Below are 18,886 nucleotides of genomic sequence, written 5' to 3' on the forward strand. Positions count from 1 at the left end.
GGGATGCGCGGCGGGAAAGCCGGCTAGGGCGCCCGGCGGGGCGGCGCGGCATGCGCGCCCCGCCTGTGATTCATATGGAGAGTGTATCGGCGAAATCAACCAGGGACCCGAGCAACCTTGCGGGCGGCCGGGTCGATAGCCTGGGTATATGACGGCGTTAGCCTGTCCGCGCACCGCGCACCGCGCACGCGCACGGCGGGCGCGCTCATTCGGGGAAGAACGCGAACCGGACCACGAACAGCGCGGCCACCAGCCACGTGGCCGGATGCACCTGGCGGATGCGGCCGGTGCAGGCCTTGAGCACGGCATAGCTGATGAAACCGAAGGCCAGGCCGTTGGCGATGGAATACGTGAACGGCATGATGAGCGCGGTGAGCGCGGCCGGCGTGGCCTCGGTGACGTCGTCCCAGTCGATGTCGATCAATTCGCGCATCATCAGGCCGGCCACGTAGAGCAGGGCGGGCGCGGTGGCGTAGGCTGGCACGGAGCCCGCCAGCGGCGAGATGAACAAGGCGGCCAGGAACAGCAGCGCCACCACCAGCGCGGTCAGCCCGGTACGGCCGCCGGCCTGCACGCCCGAGGCGCTTTCGACGTAGGCGGTGGTGCTGCTGGTGCCCAGCACCGAACCCGCCACGATGGCCGTACTGTCGGCGAACAGCGCGCGGCCCAGGCGATTGGGCCGGCCCTCGGGAATCAGGTTGGCGCGCTTGGCCACGCCCATCAGCGTGCCCGTGGCGTCGAACACCTCGACCAGCACGAAAACGATGATGACGTGGACGAAGCCGGTGTGCAGCGCGCCCAGGATGTCCAGTTGCAGGAACGTCGGGGCCAGGCTGGGCGGCGCGGAGAACACGCCCCGGAACTCGTTGTAGCCCAGCGCCATGGACAGCACGGTGACGGCCAGCACGCCGATCAGGATGGCGCCGCGCACGCGCAGGGCGTCCAGGCTGGCGATGATGAAGAAGCCCAGCACGGCGAACAGCGGGCCGGGCTGGCGCAGGTCGCCCAGCGCCACCTTGGTGGCAGGGTTGGGCACCACGATGCCCGAGCTGGACAGCGCGATGATGGCCAGGAACAGCCCGATGCCCGCGGCGATGGCGCTGCGCAGCGAATGCGGGATGCCCTTGATCAGCCAGGCGCGCACGCCCGTCAGCGTCAGGATGAGAAAGATGATGCCCGAGATGAACACCGCGCCCAGCGCCTGTTCCCAGGTGTAGCCCATGCCCTTGACCACGCCGAAGGCGAAGAAGGCGTTCAGGCCCATGCCGGGTGCCATGCCGATGGGCCAGTTGGCCACGAACGCCATGATGAGCGTGCCCAGCGCGGCGGCCAGGCAGGTGGCCACGAACACCGCGTCGCGGTCCATGCCGGTGGACGACAGGATGTCGGGATTGACGAAGATGATGTAGGACATCGTCAGGAACGTCGTGATCCCGGCGATGATCTCGGTGCGCGCGGTGGTGCCGTGCTCGCGCAGGCGAAATAGCTTATCGAGCATGTTGTTCAGGTCCCCTTCGTTGCCCGTGATGAGTTGCCAGCCGCGGTGCGTGCCGGCGTCCGTGCCGGGGCCGCCGGGAGCGGCCGCCGAAGGCGGTATTTTCGCACCAGTTGTAAACTCTGCGCCCATGATCATCCTCGGATTCGAAAGCTCCTGCGACGAGACCGGCGTGGCCGCGGTCTGTACCGAGCGCGGCCTGCTGTCGCACGCCCTGCACACGCAGATCGCCATGCACCAGGAGTACGGCGGCGTGGTGCCCGAACTGGCCTCGCGCGACCATATCCGCCGCGTGGTGCCGCTGACGCGCCAGGTCCTGAAAGAAGCCTCCCTGCAGTTCTCGGACGTCGACGCGGTGGCCTACACGGCCGGCCCCGGGCTGGCCGGCGCGCTGCTGGTGGGCGCCAGCGTGGCGCAGTCGCTGGCCTGGTCGCTGGGCCGTCCGGCCATCGCCATCCATCACCTGGAAGGCCATCTGCTGTCGCCGTTGCTGGCCGATCCCAAGCCGGAGTTCCCCTTCGTGGCCCTGCTGGTGTCCGGCGGACACACCCAACTGATGCGCGTCGACGGCGTGGGGCGCTACGAGCTGTTGGGCGAGACGCTGGACGACGCGGCCGGCGAGGCCTTCGACAAGTCGGCCAAGCTGATGGGCCTGGGCTACCCCGGCGGGCCGGCGCTGTCGCGCATGGCCGAGCGCGGCGATGCCTCCCGTTTCGAACTGCCGCGTCCCATGCTGCACAGCGGCGACCTGGATTTCAGCTTCAGCGGCCTGAAGACGGCCGTGCTGACCCGGGTGAAGGCCGCCGAGCAGGCGGGCGGGCTGGACGAGCAGACGCGCGCCGACCTGGCGGCGGCCACGCAGGCGGCCATCGTCGACGTGCTGGCCGCCAAGGCCATCCGCGCGCTGAAACAGACCAAATTGCGCCGCCTGGTGGTGGCGGGCGGGGTGGGGGCCAATAGCCTGTTGCGCGCGCACCTGGCCCGCGAACTGGGCAAATTGAAGGCGCAGGCCTATTTCCCACCGCTGTCGCTGTGCACGGACAACGGCGCAATGATCGCGCATGCCGCTGCCGAGCGCGTCAAGGCCGGCCTGGCCGAGCTGCGCGAGGATGGCCACGCCTTCACGGTGCGGCCGCGCTGGGATCTGGCCGACATCACCGTGTGAGGCCGTGGGCGGACGCGCAGCTGTAACCTGACGTTAACCTTAGCTTCGTACGATGCCGGGTCTTCCGGCTTCGTTCTTCCGACAGGCCTCTACGGCCCGCCGCCCGCCCCATGATCCTCGCGTTGCCGTGTTTCCGCGCCTTCGCGGCCGTTCGTATGCCTGCGCCATGCCGGGCATCGCAAGGCTGATGCGCATGGCCCAAGCCTGCCTGGGCGTGGCCGCGTCCTGCCTGCTGCCTTCGGCGCACGCCGCGCCGCCGGGCGGTGCGCAGATGCAGACCCCGCGGCACGAGCCTGCCCGTGTCGTCTTCGACATTCCGCGCCTGCCGCTGCACGAGGCCCTGACGCGTTACAGCGAATTGACGCAGTATTCGGTGCTGTACGAGACGGGGCTGGTCGCCGGCCAGTATTCCCATCCCGTGACGGGCGCCCATTCGGTCGACGGGGCGCTGGTGCTGTTGTTGCAGGACAGCGGCCTGCGGGCGCGCTTCACCAACGGGCAGTCCTACATCCTGACCCGCCAACCGCCCGTGGCGGGGGCCGATCCGCAGAACGTGCGGCTGCGCTACGAAGGCCTCGTGCAGCGGCGCATCCTGGGCGAACTGTGCCGCCACCCCGCGCTGGAGGCCGGACGCCATCGCATGGCCATCCGCTTCTGGGTCGGCCCCGAGGCGCGCCTGGGGCCGCTGCAGGTCAGCGTCGCGCACCGGCCCGATCTGGAAACGGCGGTCCATGAAGCCTTGATCGGCCTGCCGCTGGAGCGGCCGCCCGAAGGCGTGGCCCAACCGGCCATCATGCAGATCACGCCCGACAGGACGGGGCGCCGCCTCGGGTGTCCCGAATGATATTTGCCGCCAGAACGCCGTGCGCTTGCCGTCCGGGCGGCGCGCCCAGCCAGGAGCCGTGCCCATGAGTGACAACGGTGTGTCCCGCCTGCGCCTGCTGATCAGCGAGCGTTACGACGCCCTGCGCGCCCAGGTCGCGCGCCGCCTGGGCAGTTCCAGCGAGATGGCCGGGGATGCGCTGCACGACGCCTACCTGCGGCTGTCGGGGCGCGACGACCTGGATCTGGTGCAGTTTCCCCAGACCTACCTGGTCAATACGGCCGTGCATGTGGCCATCGACCGCATGCGCGCGGACTCGCGGCTGGTCAGCGAGGAGGAGGTCGAGGCGCTGTTCGGACCCGTCGACGAGAGCGCCGACCCGGGCCGCCAGGCCGAGGGCCGCTCGCGGCTGGCCGCGCTGGTCCGTATCATGGACGAATTGCCGCCGCGCCAGCGCGCGCTGCTGGTCGAGACGCGCGTCCATGGGCGCACGCGTACCGAGCTGGCCAAGTGCTGGGGCATTTCCGCGGCCATGGTCGGACGCGAAGTCCTGGAGGCGCACCGCTATTGCATGAAGGCCCTGAAGGCGCGGGACCGGGACGACGATCTGCCATGAGTCCGGCGCAATCCAGCTCCGGCATGTCGGCCGGCGAATGGGACGAGATCGAATCCCAGGCGCAGGCCTGGGCGGTCGAACTGGGCACCGACCGGCCGACGCGGCGCACTCTGGCGGCCTTCCATCGCTGGCGCGGCCAGAGCGCCGCGCATGCCCAGGCCTGGGAGCAGGCCGCGCAAGAGTGGCGGCAGATGGGACAGGCCACCCTGCGGTTCGACGTCGAGCGGCCCCGCCAGATGCGCTCGCCCGCCCAGTTGCGCAACCGGCGCCGGGCGTTCCTGGGGGGGGCGGCCGCGGCCTTCGGCACGCTGGGGGCGTTTGCGCTGATCCGCCCGCCCCTGCATCTGTGGCCGTCCTGGGGCGAGTTGCAGGCCGACTACCGTACCGGCACCGGCGAACAGCGCGATGTCGCGCTTGGCCGCAAGGTCACCGTGTCCCTGAACACCCAGACCAGCGTGTCGCTGCAGCAGCCGGAAGGCGTGCCGCAGTTGCAGCTGATCTCCGGCGAAGCCGCTTTGCAGACCTCGGGCACCCCGTGCGAACTGGTCGCCGGGCCGGTCCGGCTGCTCGTGGAGCAAGGCGAGGTGGAACTGCGGCGCATGGCCGAGGGCGGCGCGGGCTGGGCCCGTTGCCGCCGCGGCACCGCCAGGCTGGTGTCCGCCCAGGCGGCGGTGACGCTGGCCGCGGGCCAGCAGGTGTCCTACGACGGGGACAAGCTTGGTCCCGTGACCACCTCTTCGGGCGGCGGCGAGTGGCGGCGCGGCATGGTGGTGTTCCACGATCTGCCGCTGTCCGACGTGGTGGCTGAAATCAACCGCTACCGTCCCGGCCGCGTGGTGCTGATGAACCAGGAACTGGCCGGGCGCCGTTTCAGCGCCAACTTCTCCATCGGCAGGCTCGACGACGCCATCGAGCAGTTGCGCCTGCTGCACGGCGTGCACATCCGCCGGGTGGGCGATCTGGTGCTGCTGACCTGAGCGATGCCGGCCTCTGGCGGCGGGGGGTATCTGGCATGTCATGGAAAATTCATGAGCGGCCCGGTTTAGTTTTGCGCACGCCAATCGACTAGAAGACAGTCGCGCAGGGTCAACCATGTCCTGCGTCTGGAAGATTGTCCCGCTCAGGATTCGATTGAACATGTCCGTGTCGCCTCTGCAGTCCACCCGCCCGACCGCTCCCCGTTCCCGCCGGGACGCCCGCATGCCGCGCCTGAAGCGCACGCCGATCGCCCATGCCGTGGCGCTGCTGGCCCTGGCCGGCAGCGTTGCCTGGCACGATGCGGCCCATTCCCAGGCGTGGTTCGCGGCGTCGGGCGCAAGCAAGGGGGCCGCGTTCGGCGCGGAGGCGCGCGCCCGCGCCCAGGGCGTGGGCGTGAACAGCGCCGGCGGCGCCGCCGCGCAGCAGGCGGCGGCCCGCCGGCAGCTCAATCGCTCCATCGACAACCTGAGCATCGCCGCGCAGGCGATCGCCGCGCAACAGGCCGCCCAGGCCGCCGCGCGCGATGCCGCGCTGGCCGCGGGCGGCGTGCCCGACGGCCTGGCCGAAGGCGGCCTGAAGGTCGACAGCAACGCATTGACGGCGGGCTGGCGCAATGCCCGCGCGCCGGTGCAAAGCACGCAGGCCAACGGCGGCAAGACCGTGACCATCGAGCAGACCGGCGCGAAGGCGATCCTGAACTGGGAGACCTTCAACGTCGGCCGCAACACCACGGTGGACTTCAAGCAGCAGTCTTCGTGGGCGGTGCTGAACCGCGTCAATGACCCGCGGGCGCGTCCTTCGCAGATCCAGGGCAGGATCGACGGCGACGGCACGGTGATGGTGGTCAACCGCAACGGCGTCGTGTTCAGCGGCTCCTCGCAGGTGAACGTGCGCAACCTGGCCGCCGCCGCGGTGGACATGGCGGACGCGCAGTTCGACAAGGGCTTGTACGGCGACATCCTGGGCGGCGGCCAGGTGCCGACCTTCGCCAACGATCTGGTGGCCGGCGCCAGCGGCTTCACCTACGGCAATGCCACCGCCGACGTTCGCGTCGAGCCGGGCGCCAGCCTGCGGACCCGCGCGCCCGGCTCGGTCACGGAAGGGGGCGGCTACGTATTGCTGGCGGGCCGCGAGGTGCTCAACCAGGGCCTGATCGAGACGCCTGCGGGGCAGGCGGTGCTGGCCGCGGGGGATGCGTTCGCCATCCGGAAGGGCCAGGGATCGGACGGCAACTTGGCCTCGACCACGCGCGGCAATGAGATCACCGCCTTGCGCAACGCGGGCGGCGCGGCCGGCCTGGTGCGCAATACGGGCATGATCGTCTCGCCCACGGGCGACATCTCCCTGACGGGCCGCGACGTGCGCCAGGAAGGCGTGGCGGTCGCCACGACGTCCGTGAACGCGCGCGGCACGATCCACCTGTCCGCCGACAGGATCGCCGGTGTCGGCAAGGTCACGCTGGCCAGCGGCGGCGTCACGTCCATCCTGCTGGACGAGTCGCCCGCCACGGCCCTGGACGCGCAGCGCGACGCGCTGCTGCGGCAGCAAGGCGCCAGCGTGGCCCGCCGCGACCAATCCTTGGTGGAGATCGGCGCCAGCGACATCGGCTTCGAGGGAGGCTCGCTGACGCTGGCCACGGGCGGCCAGATCTTCGCCGACGCCACGCGCCGCACCGACGTGGCCGAAGGCGCGCGCATCGACGTCTCGGGCGCGGTGGGCGTGCAGGTGGCGATGGCGGCCAATAACGTCCAGATCAATGTGCAGGGCAACGAGCAGCGCGATGCGCCGATCAATCGTGACGGCGACAACCTGCGCAACAGCGACATCTGGATCGACCGCCGCCAACTGGTTCATGTGCCGGCGGGCACCAATGGCTACGAGGGCGAACGCTGGTACACCGCGGGCGGGCTGCTGGAGGTCAGCGGCTACCTGGGCATCTCCGGGCATTCCATCGGCGAATGGGCCGCGCAGGGCGGCACGGTGCAGTTCTCGGGTGGCGAGGTGGTCACGCAGCGCGGCTCCAGCATCAACCTGGCGGGCGGCACGCTGGACGTGCAAGGCGGCCGGCTGAACCTGACCTGGCTGCGCGGCGCCGATGGGCGCCTCTACGAGGCGTCCACCGCGCCGGGCGACCTGCTGTACCGGGGTCTCTACCAGGGCTATGAAGACCACAGCGAGCGGTGGGATGCAACGACCTATTGGCGCAATCCGCTGATCGGCCCTGACAGCCGCTACGAGCAGGGCTACACCGTGGGCCGCGACGCGGGCCGGCTGGTGGTGGCGACCCGGACGGCGCGCTTGCAGGGCGAGGTGGACGCCTCGGTGTTCCAGGGCCAGCGGCAGACACAGCGACGCGATGCGGCGCTGGATGGCTATGACCAGTTGCAGGGGGCGGTTCCCCGCCGCGCGGAGCTGGTCGTCGGCGCCTACCTTCCGGTGTACGACAAGAACAGCGGCGCGTTGGGGTACGTCCCGGAGGCGGTGGCCGGCGAGGTCGCTTTCGTCCAGGACGATGAGCAGGCCCCGCTCGATGCCGGCCAACTGCAATTGGACGCGGCATGGCTGAATGCGCTGCGCCTGGGCGGGCTGCAGGTCTATGCGAAGGGATCGGTACAGGTCGATGCGCCGCTGTCGGTGGATCGCGGGGGCGAGGTCGGATTGCACGCGCTGCGCCTGGAGGTGAACCGCGACATCACGGCGCGCGGCGGCAGCATCGTCCTCGGCGACCAGGTGCGCCGGTTCGTCGACGGCAAATGGCAGGACGATGTCGTCTCCAGGCTGACGGACTACGCGCCTGGCGTGGTGCTCGGCGAGGGCGCGACACTGGACGTCCGCGGCCTGTGGACCAACCTGAGGCTCGATGCATCGCAATCGCGGGATCTGGGCCATGCGGACGGGGGCAGCGTCTCCCTCCTGTCGACAGGGGGCGTTACGCTGCAGGCGGGCAGCCTGATCGACGCCTCGTCGGGCGCCGTGCTGCGGCGCGACGGCAGCCTGGCGGGCGGCAAGGGCGGCGACATCACGCTGCGCGCCAATATCTTCGAGACCCGCGGCGATGGCACGGGCCAACTGGTGCTCAATGGCGAATTGCGCGGCCATGGCGTGCGAGGCGGCGGCGCCTTGCGGCTGGATTCCGGCGGCGGCGCCGTGATCGGCAGCGCACCCGTCGGCGATGTGCTGGCGGCCGGCCAGCCGGCCGCGATCAGCCTGATCGTGCGCGAGGCGTTCGACCTGCCCGCCGGCACGGTGCTGACCGGCGATTTCTCGTATAACGTCGACACGCTGAAGCCAGGCAGTGCGCTGGACGTGCTGCCCGACTTCTCCCAGGCCCGGCCGTACACGTTGGCCGCGGACTGGGTCGTGCCCTCGATGGCCGACTGGTGGGACGCCATGTCGGTGCGGACGCTGGACGGCGGCTACTACAGCAGCGGCAGCGTCGTCCCCCGGGGCGCGGTGCTCGTCTCCGTCTCGGCCGCGTCCACGCGGTTCGCGCCGGGCACGCTGGTGGCCGCCGACGCTTTCCCCGGCGGCATGCCCATCAAGACGCAGACCAGGACGGTCGCCGCGGGTACGCCTTTCTCCGAGGCCGTCACCGTGCCGGCCGGGCGACGCCTGCAGCCCGGCACGCAGATGCCGGTCGACGTGGCGGTCCATCCGCTGCTGAAGCTGGATGCGGGCCTGTTCCGCACAGGCTTCGCCAGCTACGACGTGCGCGCGCATCAAGGCGTGTATATCGCGGCCGACGGGCAGGTCGAGGCGGTCATGCCGGTACTGCGTGCCGACCTGGCCGCCGCTCGCACGGCCGCCTCCGGCGCCGACCCGGGCTCGGTGCTGCGGCCCGTGCTGTTGCCGTTGTGGCAGCAGAACGCCGAGTCTGGCCTCCTCACGCAGCGCGCCGGCGCCAGCCTGGCGCTGACGGCGGGTGCCACCCCCTATCGCGGTGCCTTGCGGATGGAGCAGGGAGCGTCGTTGACGGTCGATCCGGGCAGCGCCATCGTGCTGACCGGCAACGGGCAGATCACGCTGGACGGCGAGCTGACCGCGCATGGCGGTCGCATTGCCGTATTGCCGGGCAGCCTGGGCGTTGGCGTTGACGTTGGCGATCCGCTGGAAGGGCCTCTCGTCGGCGTATCGGCGCAATCGCTCTGGATCGGTGAACACGCCAGGCTCGATGCGTCGGGCCTGGCCCAGGTGGCCATCGGCGTGACGGGCCGGCGCTACGGCATCGTGCAGGACGGCGGCCGTATCGAGCTGGGCACGACGCTGGACCTGGAGACGGACAAGGCGGTGACGGCCAACGGCTTCCTGGTGGTGCGGCCGGGCGCCCGGCTCGATGCGTCGGGGGCGGCCGCCGTGCTGGACATGCCCGGCCGGGCGGCCGTCGACGTGGCCGGCGCGGGCGGCGCCATCGTGCTGGGGGCCAGCAACGGGTTGTACATCGATGGCAGCCTGAACGCCCGGGCGGGCGGCGCGGGCGCGGCCGCCGGCATCCTGTCGCTGGCCCTGGAAACGCCGGTCCTCGGCCCGGTGGCGCGGTTCACCTATCTGGGCGAGGAGGTGCCGGACGCCTTGCGCGTGCCGCGCGAGCTGGTGCTGGAGCAGGTATATGCCGGCAGCGGGCTTGCGGCCGATGCGCAGCCGGGGCGATTCGATGCGGGCCTGGCCTACGGCCATGCGCGCTACGGCGTGGACGCGATCCATGCCGGCGGTTTCGGTACGGTATCGCTGTACGTCAACGGATTGCTCGGTTTCGCGGGCGATGTCGACCTGCGGCTGCCGCAGGCCCTGTACCTGACGGTCAGCGCCATGGGCCTGGCCGAAGAGGCGCCCTCCGGCAGCCAGGTGCGGCTGGCTGCCCCCTATGTGCGCCTGACGGGCAGCGGGGCCAGGCAGGGCGACGGCTATCTCATGCCCAATCCCGTGTTCGGCTCGCGCAACGCCTCGGCGGGGGTCGGTACGTTGGGCGTGGCCAAGGTCGCGGCGGGCTCGTCGCTGCAATTACTGGGCGACCATCTCGACCTGGTCGGCCAGAGCGGCCTGGGCGCGCGCGGAGAGATCATCCACAACAGCGGCACGCCGCTGGCCGTGCTGCGCGACGCGTTCGACGACGTGCTGCTGTCCAGCACCGGCGACCTGCGCCTGCTCGGCGCGACGTTCTATTCGCCGGGCGACCTGGTGCTGCGCGCCCGCCAGATCTATGGCAACGGGACGGTGGTGGCTGGCCGGCGCGGCGACTCGATGGCGCCCGGCGTCGTCAACGTCGATCTGGATCCGGCGCGCAGCCTGAGCATCGAGCGGGTCGGCGACACGCTGCCCGCGATGCCGTACTCCGTCTTTGGCCAGATGCAGTTCTCGGCCTATACGGTCAATCAGGGGGGCGTGTTGCGCGCCCCGCTGGGTTCCATCACGCTGGGCGGCGATAACGCGGATTCCATGGCGCGTCACGTCAATCTTCTGCCCGGCAGCGTCACCTCGGTGAGCGCCGCCGGGTTGACGATGCCTTATGGTGGCACCGTCGACGGGCTCACGTACGCCTATGACGGCGTGGACGTGGTCTACCAGGGCGTGGGCGGCGAGCCCGCGGTCGTGTTCAAGTCCGCCGCGGTGCATGCGCAGGAAGGCGCGCTGATCGATCTGTCGGGCGGCGGGACGCTGACCGGCGCGGCGTTCCTGACCGGCCGAGGCGGGTCGACCGATGCCCGCCTGTATCCGCTGGTGCAGGCCGATGCCAAGGGCGGCGGATTCAATCTGCCATCGTTGTCCACCAATCCCGTCTACGCCATCGTGCCGGGGGTGCAGGCGGGATATGCGCCCGTGGCCGCCGAGCAGGGCGCCGGCGATCCCGCCCTGGGCCGCCAGGTCACCATCGAGGCCGGCGTGCCGGGCCTGCCGGCGGGCACCTACACGCTGCTGCCGTCCACTTACGCCTTGCTGCCCGGCGCGTTCCGCGTCGAGTTCAATGGCTCGGCGCAGGTCGCGCCTCAGGCGCGCGCCTACCGGATGCGCAACGGATCCTGGAGCGCCACGGCGCAGTTGAGCACGATCAACACCAGTGTGCGCCAGGCGCTGCCCACGCAGGTGATCCTGACGGCGGCGGACACGCTGCGCCGTTACTCGCAATACAACGAGACCAGCTACGCCGCCTTTGCCGTGGCGCAGGCAGCGCGGGAAGGCGTGCCGCGTCCCTTGCTCGAGCGCGACGCCAAGGCGCTGCTCCTGGGGCTTCAAGCGCCTTCTTACGCGCGGATCGAGCCGCTTGCCGCGCTGGAATTCGCCGCCACCCTGGACGGCCGTCCGGCCGAGGGCGGGCGCGGCAGCGTTGCGTATGTGCTGGGCACGTCCCACTACGAGGTGCTGGCCGACGGGGCGGCGCCGACCCAGGGCTTCGATGGCGTGTCGGTCCATGGCCGGGACCTGAATGCGCTGGGGGTCTCCCGCCTGGTGATCGGCGGGCGGCTGGCCTCCACGTACACGAATGCCCGAACCGGTTCCACGCAACTGGCCAACGTCATTGCGCCGGCCCAGGTCAATGCAGGCACCATCACGCTGCGCTCGGGCGCCAGCCTGCGGGCCGGCGAAGTTTTCCTGATGACCAACGACATCATGGGCGGCATCACGCTGGAGCGGGGCGCGCAGATCAGTACCCTGGGTCAGGGGGCCGCTTACTACGATGCCAACCAGGGCTACATCTACCAGCCCGGCGCAACCTCGATCCTGGCCCTGTCCAATGGGCTGCTCGACATGCTGCCCCCGTCGGTGGCCAAAGAGCGAGTCGGGGCCGGGTCCATCGAGATCGGCCTGTGCGCGGCCGATGCGGCCTGCACGGGCACGACCCGGCTGTATTCCGAAGGCACCATCACCGCGGTCACCGACAACCGCTTCGTCCTCGGCGATGCCGTGCGGTACGGCACGCGCAATCTGATCCTGGCGGTGGGCGGCGTCAACGTGGGCAGCGATGCGGTGCTGGCCGACGCCGCCACGCGCGGCCTGTTGCCGGCAGGCATGTCGCTGAGCCAGGCGGTGCTGGATCGGCTGCTGCAGGGCGACACCGGCGCGGGGGCGCCGGCGCTGGAGAACCTGGTGCTGGCCGTGCGCGAATCGGTCAATTTCTACGACTCGGTCAGGCTGTCCACGCTGGATGCCGCCACGGGCCGGTCGGCCCTGCAGCGCCTCGTGCTGACCACGCCTGCGATCTATGGCATGGGCGGGCCGGACGCGGTGGCGCTCATCGAGACGGACACGCTGGTGTGGAACGGCGCGACGACGGCCCCCGGCGGCATCGTGGCCGGCGGCCCCGGCACGGGGGCCGGCACGTTGCGCGTCGATGCGCGGCAGATCGAGTTCGGCTACGGCCCCAAGACCCAGAGCGACAGCGTGCGCAGCCATGCGCGCCTGGCGCTGGGCTTTGCCGCCGTGGATCTCGATGCCAGTGAACGCATTACCGCCAATCACAGCGGCAGCCTGGCCGTCTACCAGTCGCGCAGCGAGTGGGACGAGACGATCAATGGCTATACCTACCAGGGCGGCGCATTGAATCTGAGGACGCCGCTGCTGACGGGGCAGGCAGGGTCGGTCAACAGGCTCACGGCGGGCGGCGATATCCGCGTCGTGATGCCGCAGGGCGCCATTGCGCCGTCGGTGAGCAACGCCTCGCTGACGGGCGCGCTGGGCGCGGAAATCTCGCTGGACAGCCGGTTCGGGGCGCTGGTGCTGGACAGCGCGGTGCTGCTGCCCAGCGGCAAGCTGACCCTGGCGGCGCAGGATACGGTCACGTTGGCGGACAATGCCCAGCTGGACCTGGCGGGCCGCCGCATCGACTTCTACGACGTCAGCAAGTACAGCTGGGGCGGCGACGTCGCCTTGGACAGCCGCGCGGGCGGCATCGTGCAGTCGGCGGCTTCGCGCATCGATCTGTCCGCGCAATTCAACCGTGCGGGCAAACTGGGCGCGTACGCCCCGCAGGGCGTGGTGGAACTGGCCGGCGCCCTCATGGGCGGCAGCAGCGGCTATTACGATGCGGGCGGCACGCTGGTGCCCTTCGCGGCCGGCGCCATCGACATCCACGCCAGCCAGATCGCCGGTTTCGCCGACCTGAACCAGCGTCTGACGGGCAGCGGCGTGACGGGTGGCCGCAGCTTCCGCATCGGCCAGGGCGACCTGACGGTGGGCGGCGAGGTGAAGGCGCGCGAAGTGAACATCGCGCTGGACCAGGGGCATCTCACCGTCGCGGGCCGCATCGACGCCAGCGGCGAGCAGGCAGGCAGCATCCGGCTGGCGGCCGGCAACGGCGTGACGCTGGCGGGCGGCGCGGTGCTGGACGCCTCGGCCAGCGTGCTGCGCGTGGACAGCTACGGCCAGCCCATCGAGGCGCCCAACCGGGCCGTGATCGAAATCGATGCGGGGCAGGGCGTGCTGACGCTTGCCAGCGGCACCCGCATGAATCTCGCGGTGTCGGGCGCCTCGGCCCGATACGGCACGGTGTCGCTGAACGCGCCGCGCGTTGGCGACGACGACGTGGGCATCGAGGCGCGCGGCGCCATCACCATCGACGGCGCCCGGTCCATCACGGTCAATGCCTTCGTCACCGACGATACGGCCCGTGTCGGCGACGACAGGACCGCGGACGGCAAGACCTACCAGGTCATCGACAAGTCTTACCTGGATGGCCTGCATGGCGGCAACCTCGAATTCATCGGCAAGGCGCTGGCCAACGGCGACTTGATGAACAACCGGCTGGCGGGCCTGCGCGCCTATGCCGATCAGTTCCACCTGCGGCCGGGTGTGCAGATCGTCAGCAACGCGGCGCGCAATCCGGACGGCAATCTGCACATCGAGGGCGATATCGATCTGTCGGGCTACCGGTACGCCAGCGTGAACCCCCATACCCGGATGACGGCGGCGGTGGGTTCCGGCGAGGCCGGCGCCCTGGTATTCCGCGCCCAGGGCGACCTGGCGGTGTACGGCAGCCTGAGCGACGGCTTCGATGGGGCGCGCGTGATTTCCACCATCGACGAACAGGGCTGGATCCTGACCGCCGGCCACCATCCCTATGCCGGCGACGTGGTGGTCCCGCATGGCGGGCTGGTGACGCTGGCCGAAGGCACGTTCTTCCAGTCGGGCAAGGTGCTGAACTACGACCTGCCCATGCAGCCGATGAGCCTGGCCGCCGGCACGCTGCTGCCCGCCACGGCCGAACTGGCGCAACCGCTTACGTTGGCCGCCGGCACGGTGCTGGGCGGCGCGGTGTACGGCGCCGACGGTGCGCTGCTGTTCGGCGAGGGCGCCGTGCTGGCCACGCCGCTGGATTTGCCGCAAGGCGCGAAGCTCGGCGCGGGCTTGCGCCTGCCGGTCCAGGCGCACATCGCGGCCATGACGTGGCCGGCCGGCGTGGCGCTGCCGTTTCCCGTGGGCTATGTGAAGGATCCCAGCGTGCTGCCCTTCGGCGACACGGTCAACGGCGTGCAGCTGGCCCGGGCGTTGCCCCTGAGCCGTGGCGCCGTGATTCCCAGCGAGACGTATGTGCTGCTGCCCGATGGCGCCCTCACGGTGGATCTGCGTCCGCGTGACGCCTCCGGCAGCCAGGGCCGCAACCTGGCCGTGGCGCCGATGCTGCCGTCGGGTTCCCAGTCGTGGGATCTGACCCTGGTGGGGGGGGCGGACCTGGCGGCGGCGGACAGGCTGGCCGTGGCGCGCCCGGCAGCCGGGCATGCCCAGGCAGGCCGCGTGCTGCTTTCGGACAACCACTTTGGCATGGGCATGACGTTCATCGACATTCCCGGTACGGGCACCCCGCCTGTCTATCGCTTCAGCGACGATTTCGATCCGTCGGGTTTCGAGTGGATCGGCATCCCGTTCCTGATGGTGCCGGGCGCCGAGATTACCGAAGAGCAAGTCCTGACGCTGTACGATTACCTCGGCGGCAGCCCGCTCGAGCTGAACAACCTGGGCTTGGGACATGCCGTCGACATGGCATCTCCCGGCACGCCCGCGGATCAGGAAGTCGTCCCGGCGCCCCTGCGCGAGCAGTTGTTCAGCGTGGTGCGCACCGGCACGGGAGACCTGCGCATGGTGTCGGGCGGCGACATCGTCATGGGCTCGCTGTACGGCGTCTACACCGCCGGCACGCAGTCGGCCTCGCTGGCCGCTTCGGGGGGCGCAGACCCTTATGATCTGCCGCGAGGCGTCAGCCCCAGCCTGATCACGGATGGGGAGGGCTACACGCCGCCCGTGTTGGGCCGCGAGGCAGGCGACTTCGAAAACCTGGTCAATGGCGGCGCACACAGCGTCTACCACGCCTGGTATCCCGAATCGGGCGGCAATCTGCTGGTGCGCGCGGGCGGCAGCATCATGGGCGACGCCATGGGGCCGACCCGGCCGCGCCAGGAGCCCCTGGGGATGGCGGTCTTGACCCTGTCGACCAGCGATTCGCTGGGCAACTGGCTGTGGCGCCAGGGCAGCGGCAGCGTGCAGACGGGCCAGAACGGCATACCGACGGCGTGGTGGATCAACTTTGGCACCTACGTCGACCCGGCCATCGGTCTGAACAATCTGGAGGGCTTCATCTACCAGCCGCGGCTGATCGGATTCACGGGCTTCGGCACCCTGGGCGGCGGCAATTTCGTGCTGGAGGCCGGCCAAAGCGCCGGCATGCTGCAAAGCCGTGGCGACTGGGGCGGCTACTACACGTTGCGCAGCCAGGGCCTGAACCTGGCCGTGGCCAGCACGGGGCGTGTCACGGCCTCGGGCGAACTGGTGCAGACGGGCGGCGGCGACCTGGATATCCGCATCGGCGGCGGGCTCAATCCCGATCCCGCCACGCGGAGTTTCTCGGGTTCCAGCTTCGGCAATCAGATCACGAACCTGGACAGCGGCACGGTCCAGCACCTGGAGCTCAATGGCACTTTCACCAACCTGCGCGGCGCGTTGCGGTTGCAGGCGGGCAGCGTGGGCGGCGTGGAGCTGCGCTACGGGGCGCAGGACCCGCAGGAATCCCGGCCGCTGGAGGCCTATACCGCCAGCTCGGCGCTGACGTCGGGCGGACCGGTGCTGATGCTCGGCGATGCCGGCGCCCGGCTGGAGGCGCGCGGCGACTTGGTGCTGGCCGGCGTGGGCGATCCCGGCCGCGTGGAGCAGCGCACCGCGGGCACGCCTTATTTCGCCAACGGCGAATCGCACGCCAGCGGCGGATGGAGCTGGTTCTCGCTGTGGACGCCGTCGACCGCCGTCGACCTGCTGGCCGCGGGCGGCAACCTGACGCCCACGCTCGGGCCGGCGGATGCCGACGTGGACGGCAACCTGAGGGCCACGGACCGGAATTTCGTCTATCCCTCGGTGCTTCGGGCGGCGGCGGCCAGCGGCAGCATCTACTACGGCAGCGGCGATGCCGCGGGCGTCGGCGTGGTGCTGGCCCCGTCTCCGGTCGATCCGAACTACCAGTCATCGGGCACGGGGCAACTGGAACTGCTGGCGGCCGGTTCGCTGTACGCCGGCGGCAAGCCGTTCTCGGTGTCCAGCGCCGATCCGGCGGCCCTGCCCGACCCCTTCGACCCGGGGTTCATCGGCGAGTACACGGTGCCCGGCGGCGGCCGCCGCGTGGTCCACAATGTCTCCGCCGACGCCGTGGCGCCCGCCGCGCTCGTGGGCACCACGGGGTCGGGGGTGCCTTTCCCGCTGTTCTCGTTCGCGGCGCCGACGGCCTCGGGCCACGTCGTGCAGGGATTGCCGCCCGCGCGCTACTACGCCGTCGAAGGCGATCTGGTGGGCCTGCGCCTGGGTTCCATCGTGTATCGCGGCAATATAGCGGGCCAGCCGGGCGACTATTCGACCTGGTACGAGGGGGGCGGCCCGGTGGCGATCCGGGCGGGACGCGACATCGTCAACTCGGGTACGGCGCTGGGAACCTTCGATTTCGCCAGCGGCGGCGCGGGTGGCCTGGGCTGGACGACGATACCCTTGAACCCTCTGGTTCCCCTGGCCATCGGCGGAGGAACCTCGCGCGGCAACCTGATCGTGCACGCCAGCGCCGACGACGTCTCCGTGGTGCAGGCGGACCGCGACATCCGGTACAGCACGTTCTACATCGCCGGCCCCGGCCTGCTGGACATCAGCGCCGGCCGGGACGTGTACATGGCGGACAAGGGCGAGTTGCGCAGCCTGGGACCGGTGGTCAACGTCTCGCCCAACGATCGCGGCAGCGGCGCGACCATCGCCGTGGCGGCCGGCGTCGGCGCGCAGGGGCCGGATTGGGCGGGGTTCGCGGCGCGCTATCTGGACCCGGCAAGGCAGGCCGACCCGTCCGCGCCGTTCGCGGACCAGCCGGGCCGGGCGCTGACCATCTACGACGGCGAGTTGACCCTCGAGCAATGGCTGGCCCGTGAGTTCGGCTACGACCAGGACCGGGACCAGGCGACGCCGCAGGCCTACCTGCAGGCGAAGCAGGCCGAGCTGGATGCCGGCCATGCCCGGGCGGTGGCCGCCGGCGGCACGGCTTCCAGCCGCAGCCTGACGCGCGAGTATCGCCTGGAAAGCCAGTTGCACCTGGTCAACTGGCTGCAGGAACGCTTCGGCGGCGCCAACCGGCTGGGCCTGCATTTCGAGCCCGGCACCACGGACGCCCGAGCCTTCTTCGCCGCGCTGCCGGCCGAGCAACGCAGCGCCTTCCTGCGCGGCATCTATTACGCCGAGCTGCGGCTGGGCGGCCGTGAGTACAACGACGAGGCCAGCCGCCGCTTCGGCAGCTACCTGCGCGGCCGCGAGGCGATCGCCACGTTGTTCCCCGGCCAGGATTACGCCGGCAACCTGACCATGTTCAGCAATGCCCGGTATTACGACCGGTTCGTCGATCCCGTCATCACCAATCGTCCGCAGACCGGCGTGACGTACCTGCGCGAAGACGAGTGGATCGCGGCGGGCTCACCGCCCGAAACCCCGTTCTACAAGGTACTGGATGCCGGCATCCACACCGACTTCGGCGGCGGCATCAGCATCCTGGCGCCGGGCGGCCGCGCGCTGGTCGGCGTGGACGGAGGCTTCACGCCGGGCGAGGGTTCCGGGGTGCTGACGCAGGGCGAAGGCGACATCGGCATCTATTCCCGCGACAGTATCCTGCTGGGCCAGAGCCGCATCTTCACCACCTTCGGCGGCAATGTGCTGGCGTGGTCGGCACAGGGCGACATCAACGCGGGGCGGGGCGCCAAGACCACCGTGGTCTACACCCCCCAGCGCCGTGTCTACGACGACCTGGGCAACGTGGCGCTCTCGCCCAATACGCCGAACACCGGCGCGGGCATCGCCACGCTCAATCCGATTCCGGAAGTGCCGCCCGGCGACGTGGACCTGATCGCGCCCTTGGGAACCATCGATGCGGGCGAGGCAGGCATCCGCGTCTCCGGGAACGTCAACATCGCGGCGCTGCACGTGGTCAACGCGGCGAATATCCAGGTGCAGGGCGAATCCCAGGGCATCCCGGTGATGGCGGCGGTGAACGTGGGAGCATTGAGCAATGCCAGCGCGGCGGCCACCAGCGCGGCGACCTCGGCGCAGGATGCCGTGGCGCGGTCGCGCGCGGCGGCCCAGAAGGCGCTGCCGTCCATCATCAGCGTGCAGGTGCTGGGCTTCGGCAGCGAGCGCGCCGCGCCTGCTGCCCCTCGCCAATCGGATCCGTCTGGCGCCGCCGCGCCGGCCCAGCCGGCGGGCTACAGCGCGCAGAGCATGCTGCAGATGGTGGGCCGGGGCGAGAAACTGACGCCGGCGCAACTGGCGCGGCTGTCGGCCGAGGAGCGCCGTAAATTCGGGCTGTAAGCCAGGGCG

The 18,886-nt window shown here is 70.6% G+C and carries 6 protein-coding genes; 5 read left to right on the forward strand and 1 reads right to left on the reverse strand.

From position 1 onward, the window contains the following. Positions 1-205 precede the first annotated feature (205 nt). Complete coding sequence (locus A6745_RS26475) at positions 206-1,498, reverse strand: NCS2 family permease (protein WP_066134885.1); 1,293 nt, start codon at positions 1,496-1,498, stop codon at positions 206-208. Between the two features lie 127 nt (positions 1,499-1,625). Between A6745_RS26475 and tsaD the strand changes: the two genes are divergently transcribed. The 5 genes from tsaD to A6745_RS26500 all read left to right on the forward strand — a co-directional run bounded on the left by tsaD (position 1,626) and on the right by A6745_RS26500 (position 18,877). After that, positions 1,626-2,660, forward strand: coding sequence for a tRNA (adenosine(37)-N6)-threonylcarbamoyltransferase complex transferase subunit TsaD (gene tsaD, locus A6745_RS26480; protein WP_066134222.1), 1,035 nt, complete (start codon positions 1,626-1,628; stop codon positions 2,658-2,660). A 193-nt stretch (positions 2,661-2,853) separates the two neighbouring features. Next, the gene (locus tag A6745_RS26485; RefSeq protein ID WP_156513558.1) at positions 2,854-3,504 is read left to right on the forward strand and encodes an STN domain-containing protein; all 651 of its coding nucleotides are present in this window, start codon (positions 2,854-2,856) and stop codon (positions 3,502-3,504) included. 64 nt (positions 3,505-3,568) lie between these two features. Beyond that, positions 3,569-4,099 carry an RNA polymerase sigma factor gene (locus tag A6745_RS26490; protein WP_066134228.1) on the forward strand — a complete coding sequence of 177 codons (531 nt, stop codon included), beginning with the start codon at positions 3,569-3,571 and terminating at the stop codon, positions 4,097-4,099. After that, positions 4,096-5,076, forward strand: a complete 981-nt coding sequence (locus A6745_RS26495; protein ID WP_156513559.1) for a FecR family protein — start codon at positions 4,096-4,098, stop codon at positions 5,074-5,076. Before A6745_RS26490 ends, A6745_RS26495 begins: the two co-directional genes overlap by 4 nt. Before the next feature lie 160 nt (positions 5,077-5,236). Then, on the forward strand, positions 5,237-18,877 hold the full coding sequence (locus tag A6745_RS26500) for a filamentous haemagglutinin family protein (RefSeq protein ID WP_197488240.1): 13,641 nt from the start codon (positions 5,237-5,239) through the stop codon (positions 18,875-18,877). The last annotated feature ends 9 nt before the right edge of the window (positions 18,878-18,886 follow it).

Source organism: Bordetella ansorpii (assembly GCF_900078705.1).
In the GTDB taxonomy this organism is placed as follows: Bacteria; Pseudomonadota; Gammaproteobacteria; order Burkholderiales; family Burkholderiaceae_B; genus Bordetella; species Bordetella ansorpii_A.

Bases quoted from the DNA above. Each gene is read 5' to 3' on its own strand.
- A6745_RS26475 (WP_066134885.1), bottom strand. From the start codon at position 1,498: ATGCTCGATAAGCTATTTCGCCTGCGCGAGCACGGCACCACCGCGCGC.
- tsaD (WP_066134222.1), top strand. From the start codon at position 1,626: ATGATCATCCTCGGATTCGAAAGCTCCTGCGACGAGACCGGCGTGGCC.
- A6745_RS26485 (WP_156513558.1), top strand. From the start codon at position 2,854: ATGGCCCAAGCCTGCCTGGGCGTGGCCGCGTCCTGCCTGCTGCCTTCG.
- A6745_RS26490 (WP_066134228.1), top strand. From the start codon at position 3,569: ATGAGTGACAACGGTGTGTCCCGCCTGCGCCTGCTGATCAGCGAGCGT.
- A6745_RS26495 (WP_156513559.1), top strand. From the start codon at position 4,096: ATGAGTCCGGCGCAATCCAGCTCCGGCATGTCGGCCGGCGAATGGGAC.
- A6745_RS26500 (WP_197488240.1), top strand. From the start codon at position 5,237: ATGTCCGTGTCGCCTCTGCAGTCCACCCGCCCGACCGCTCCCCGTTCC.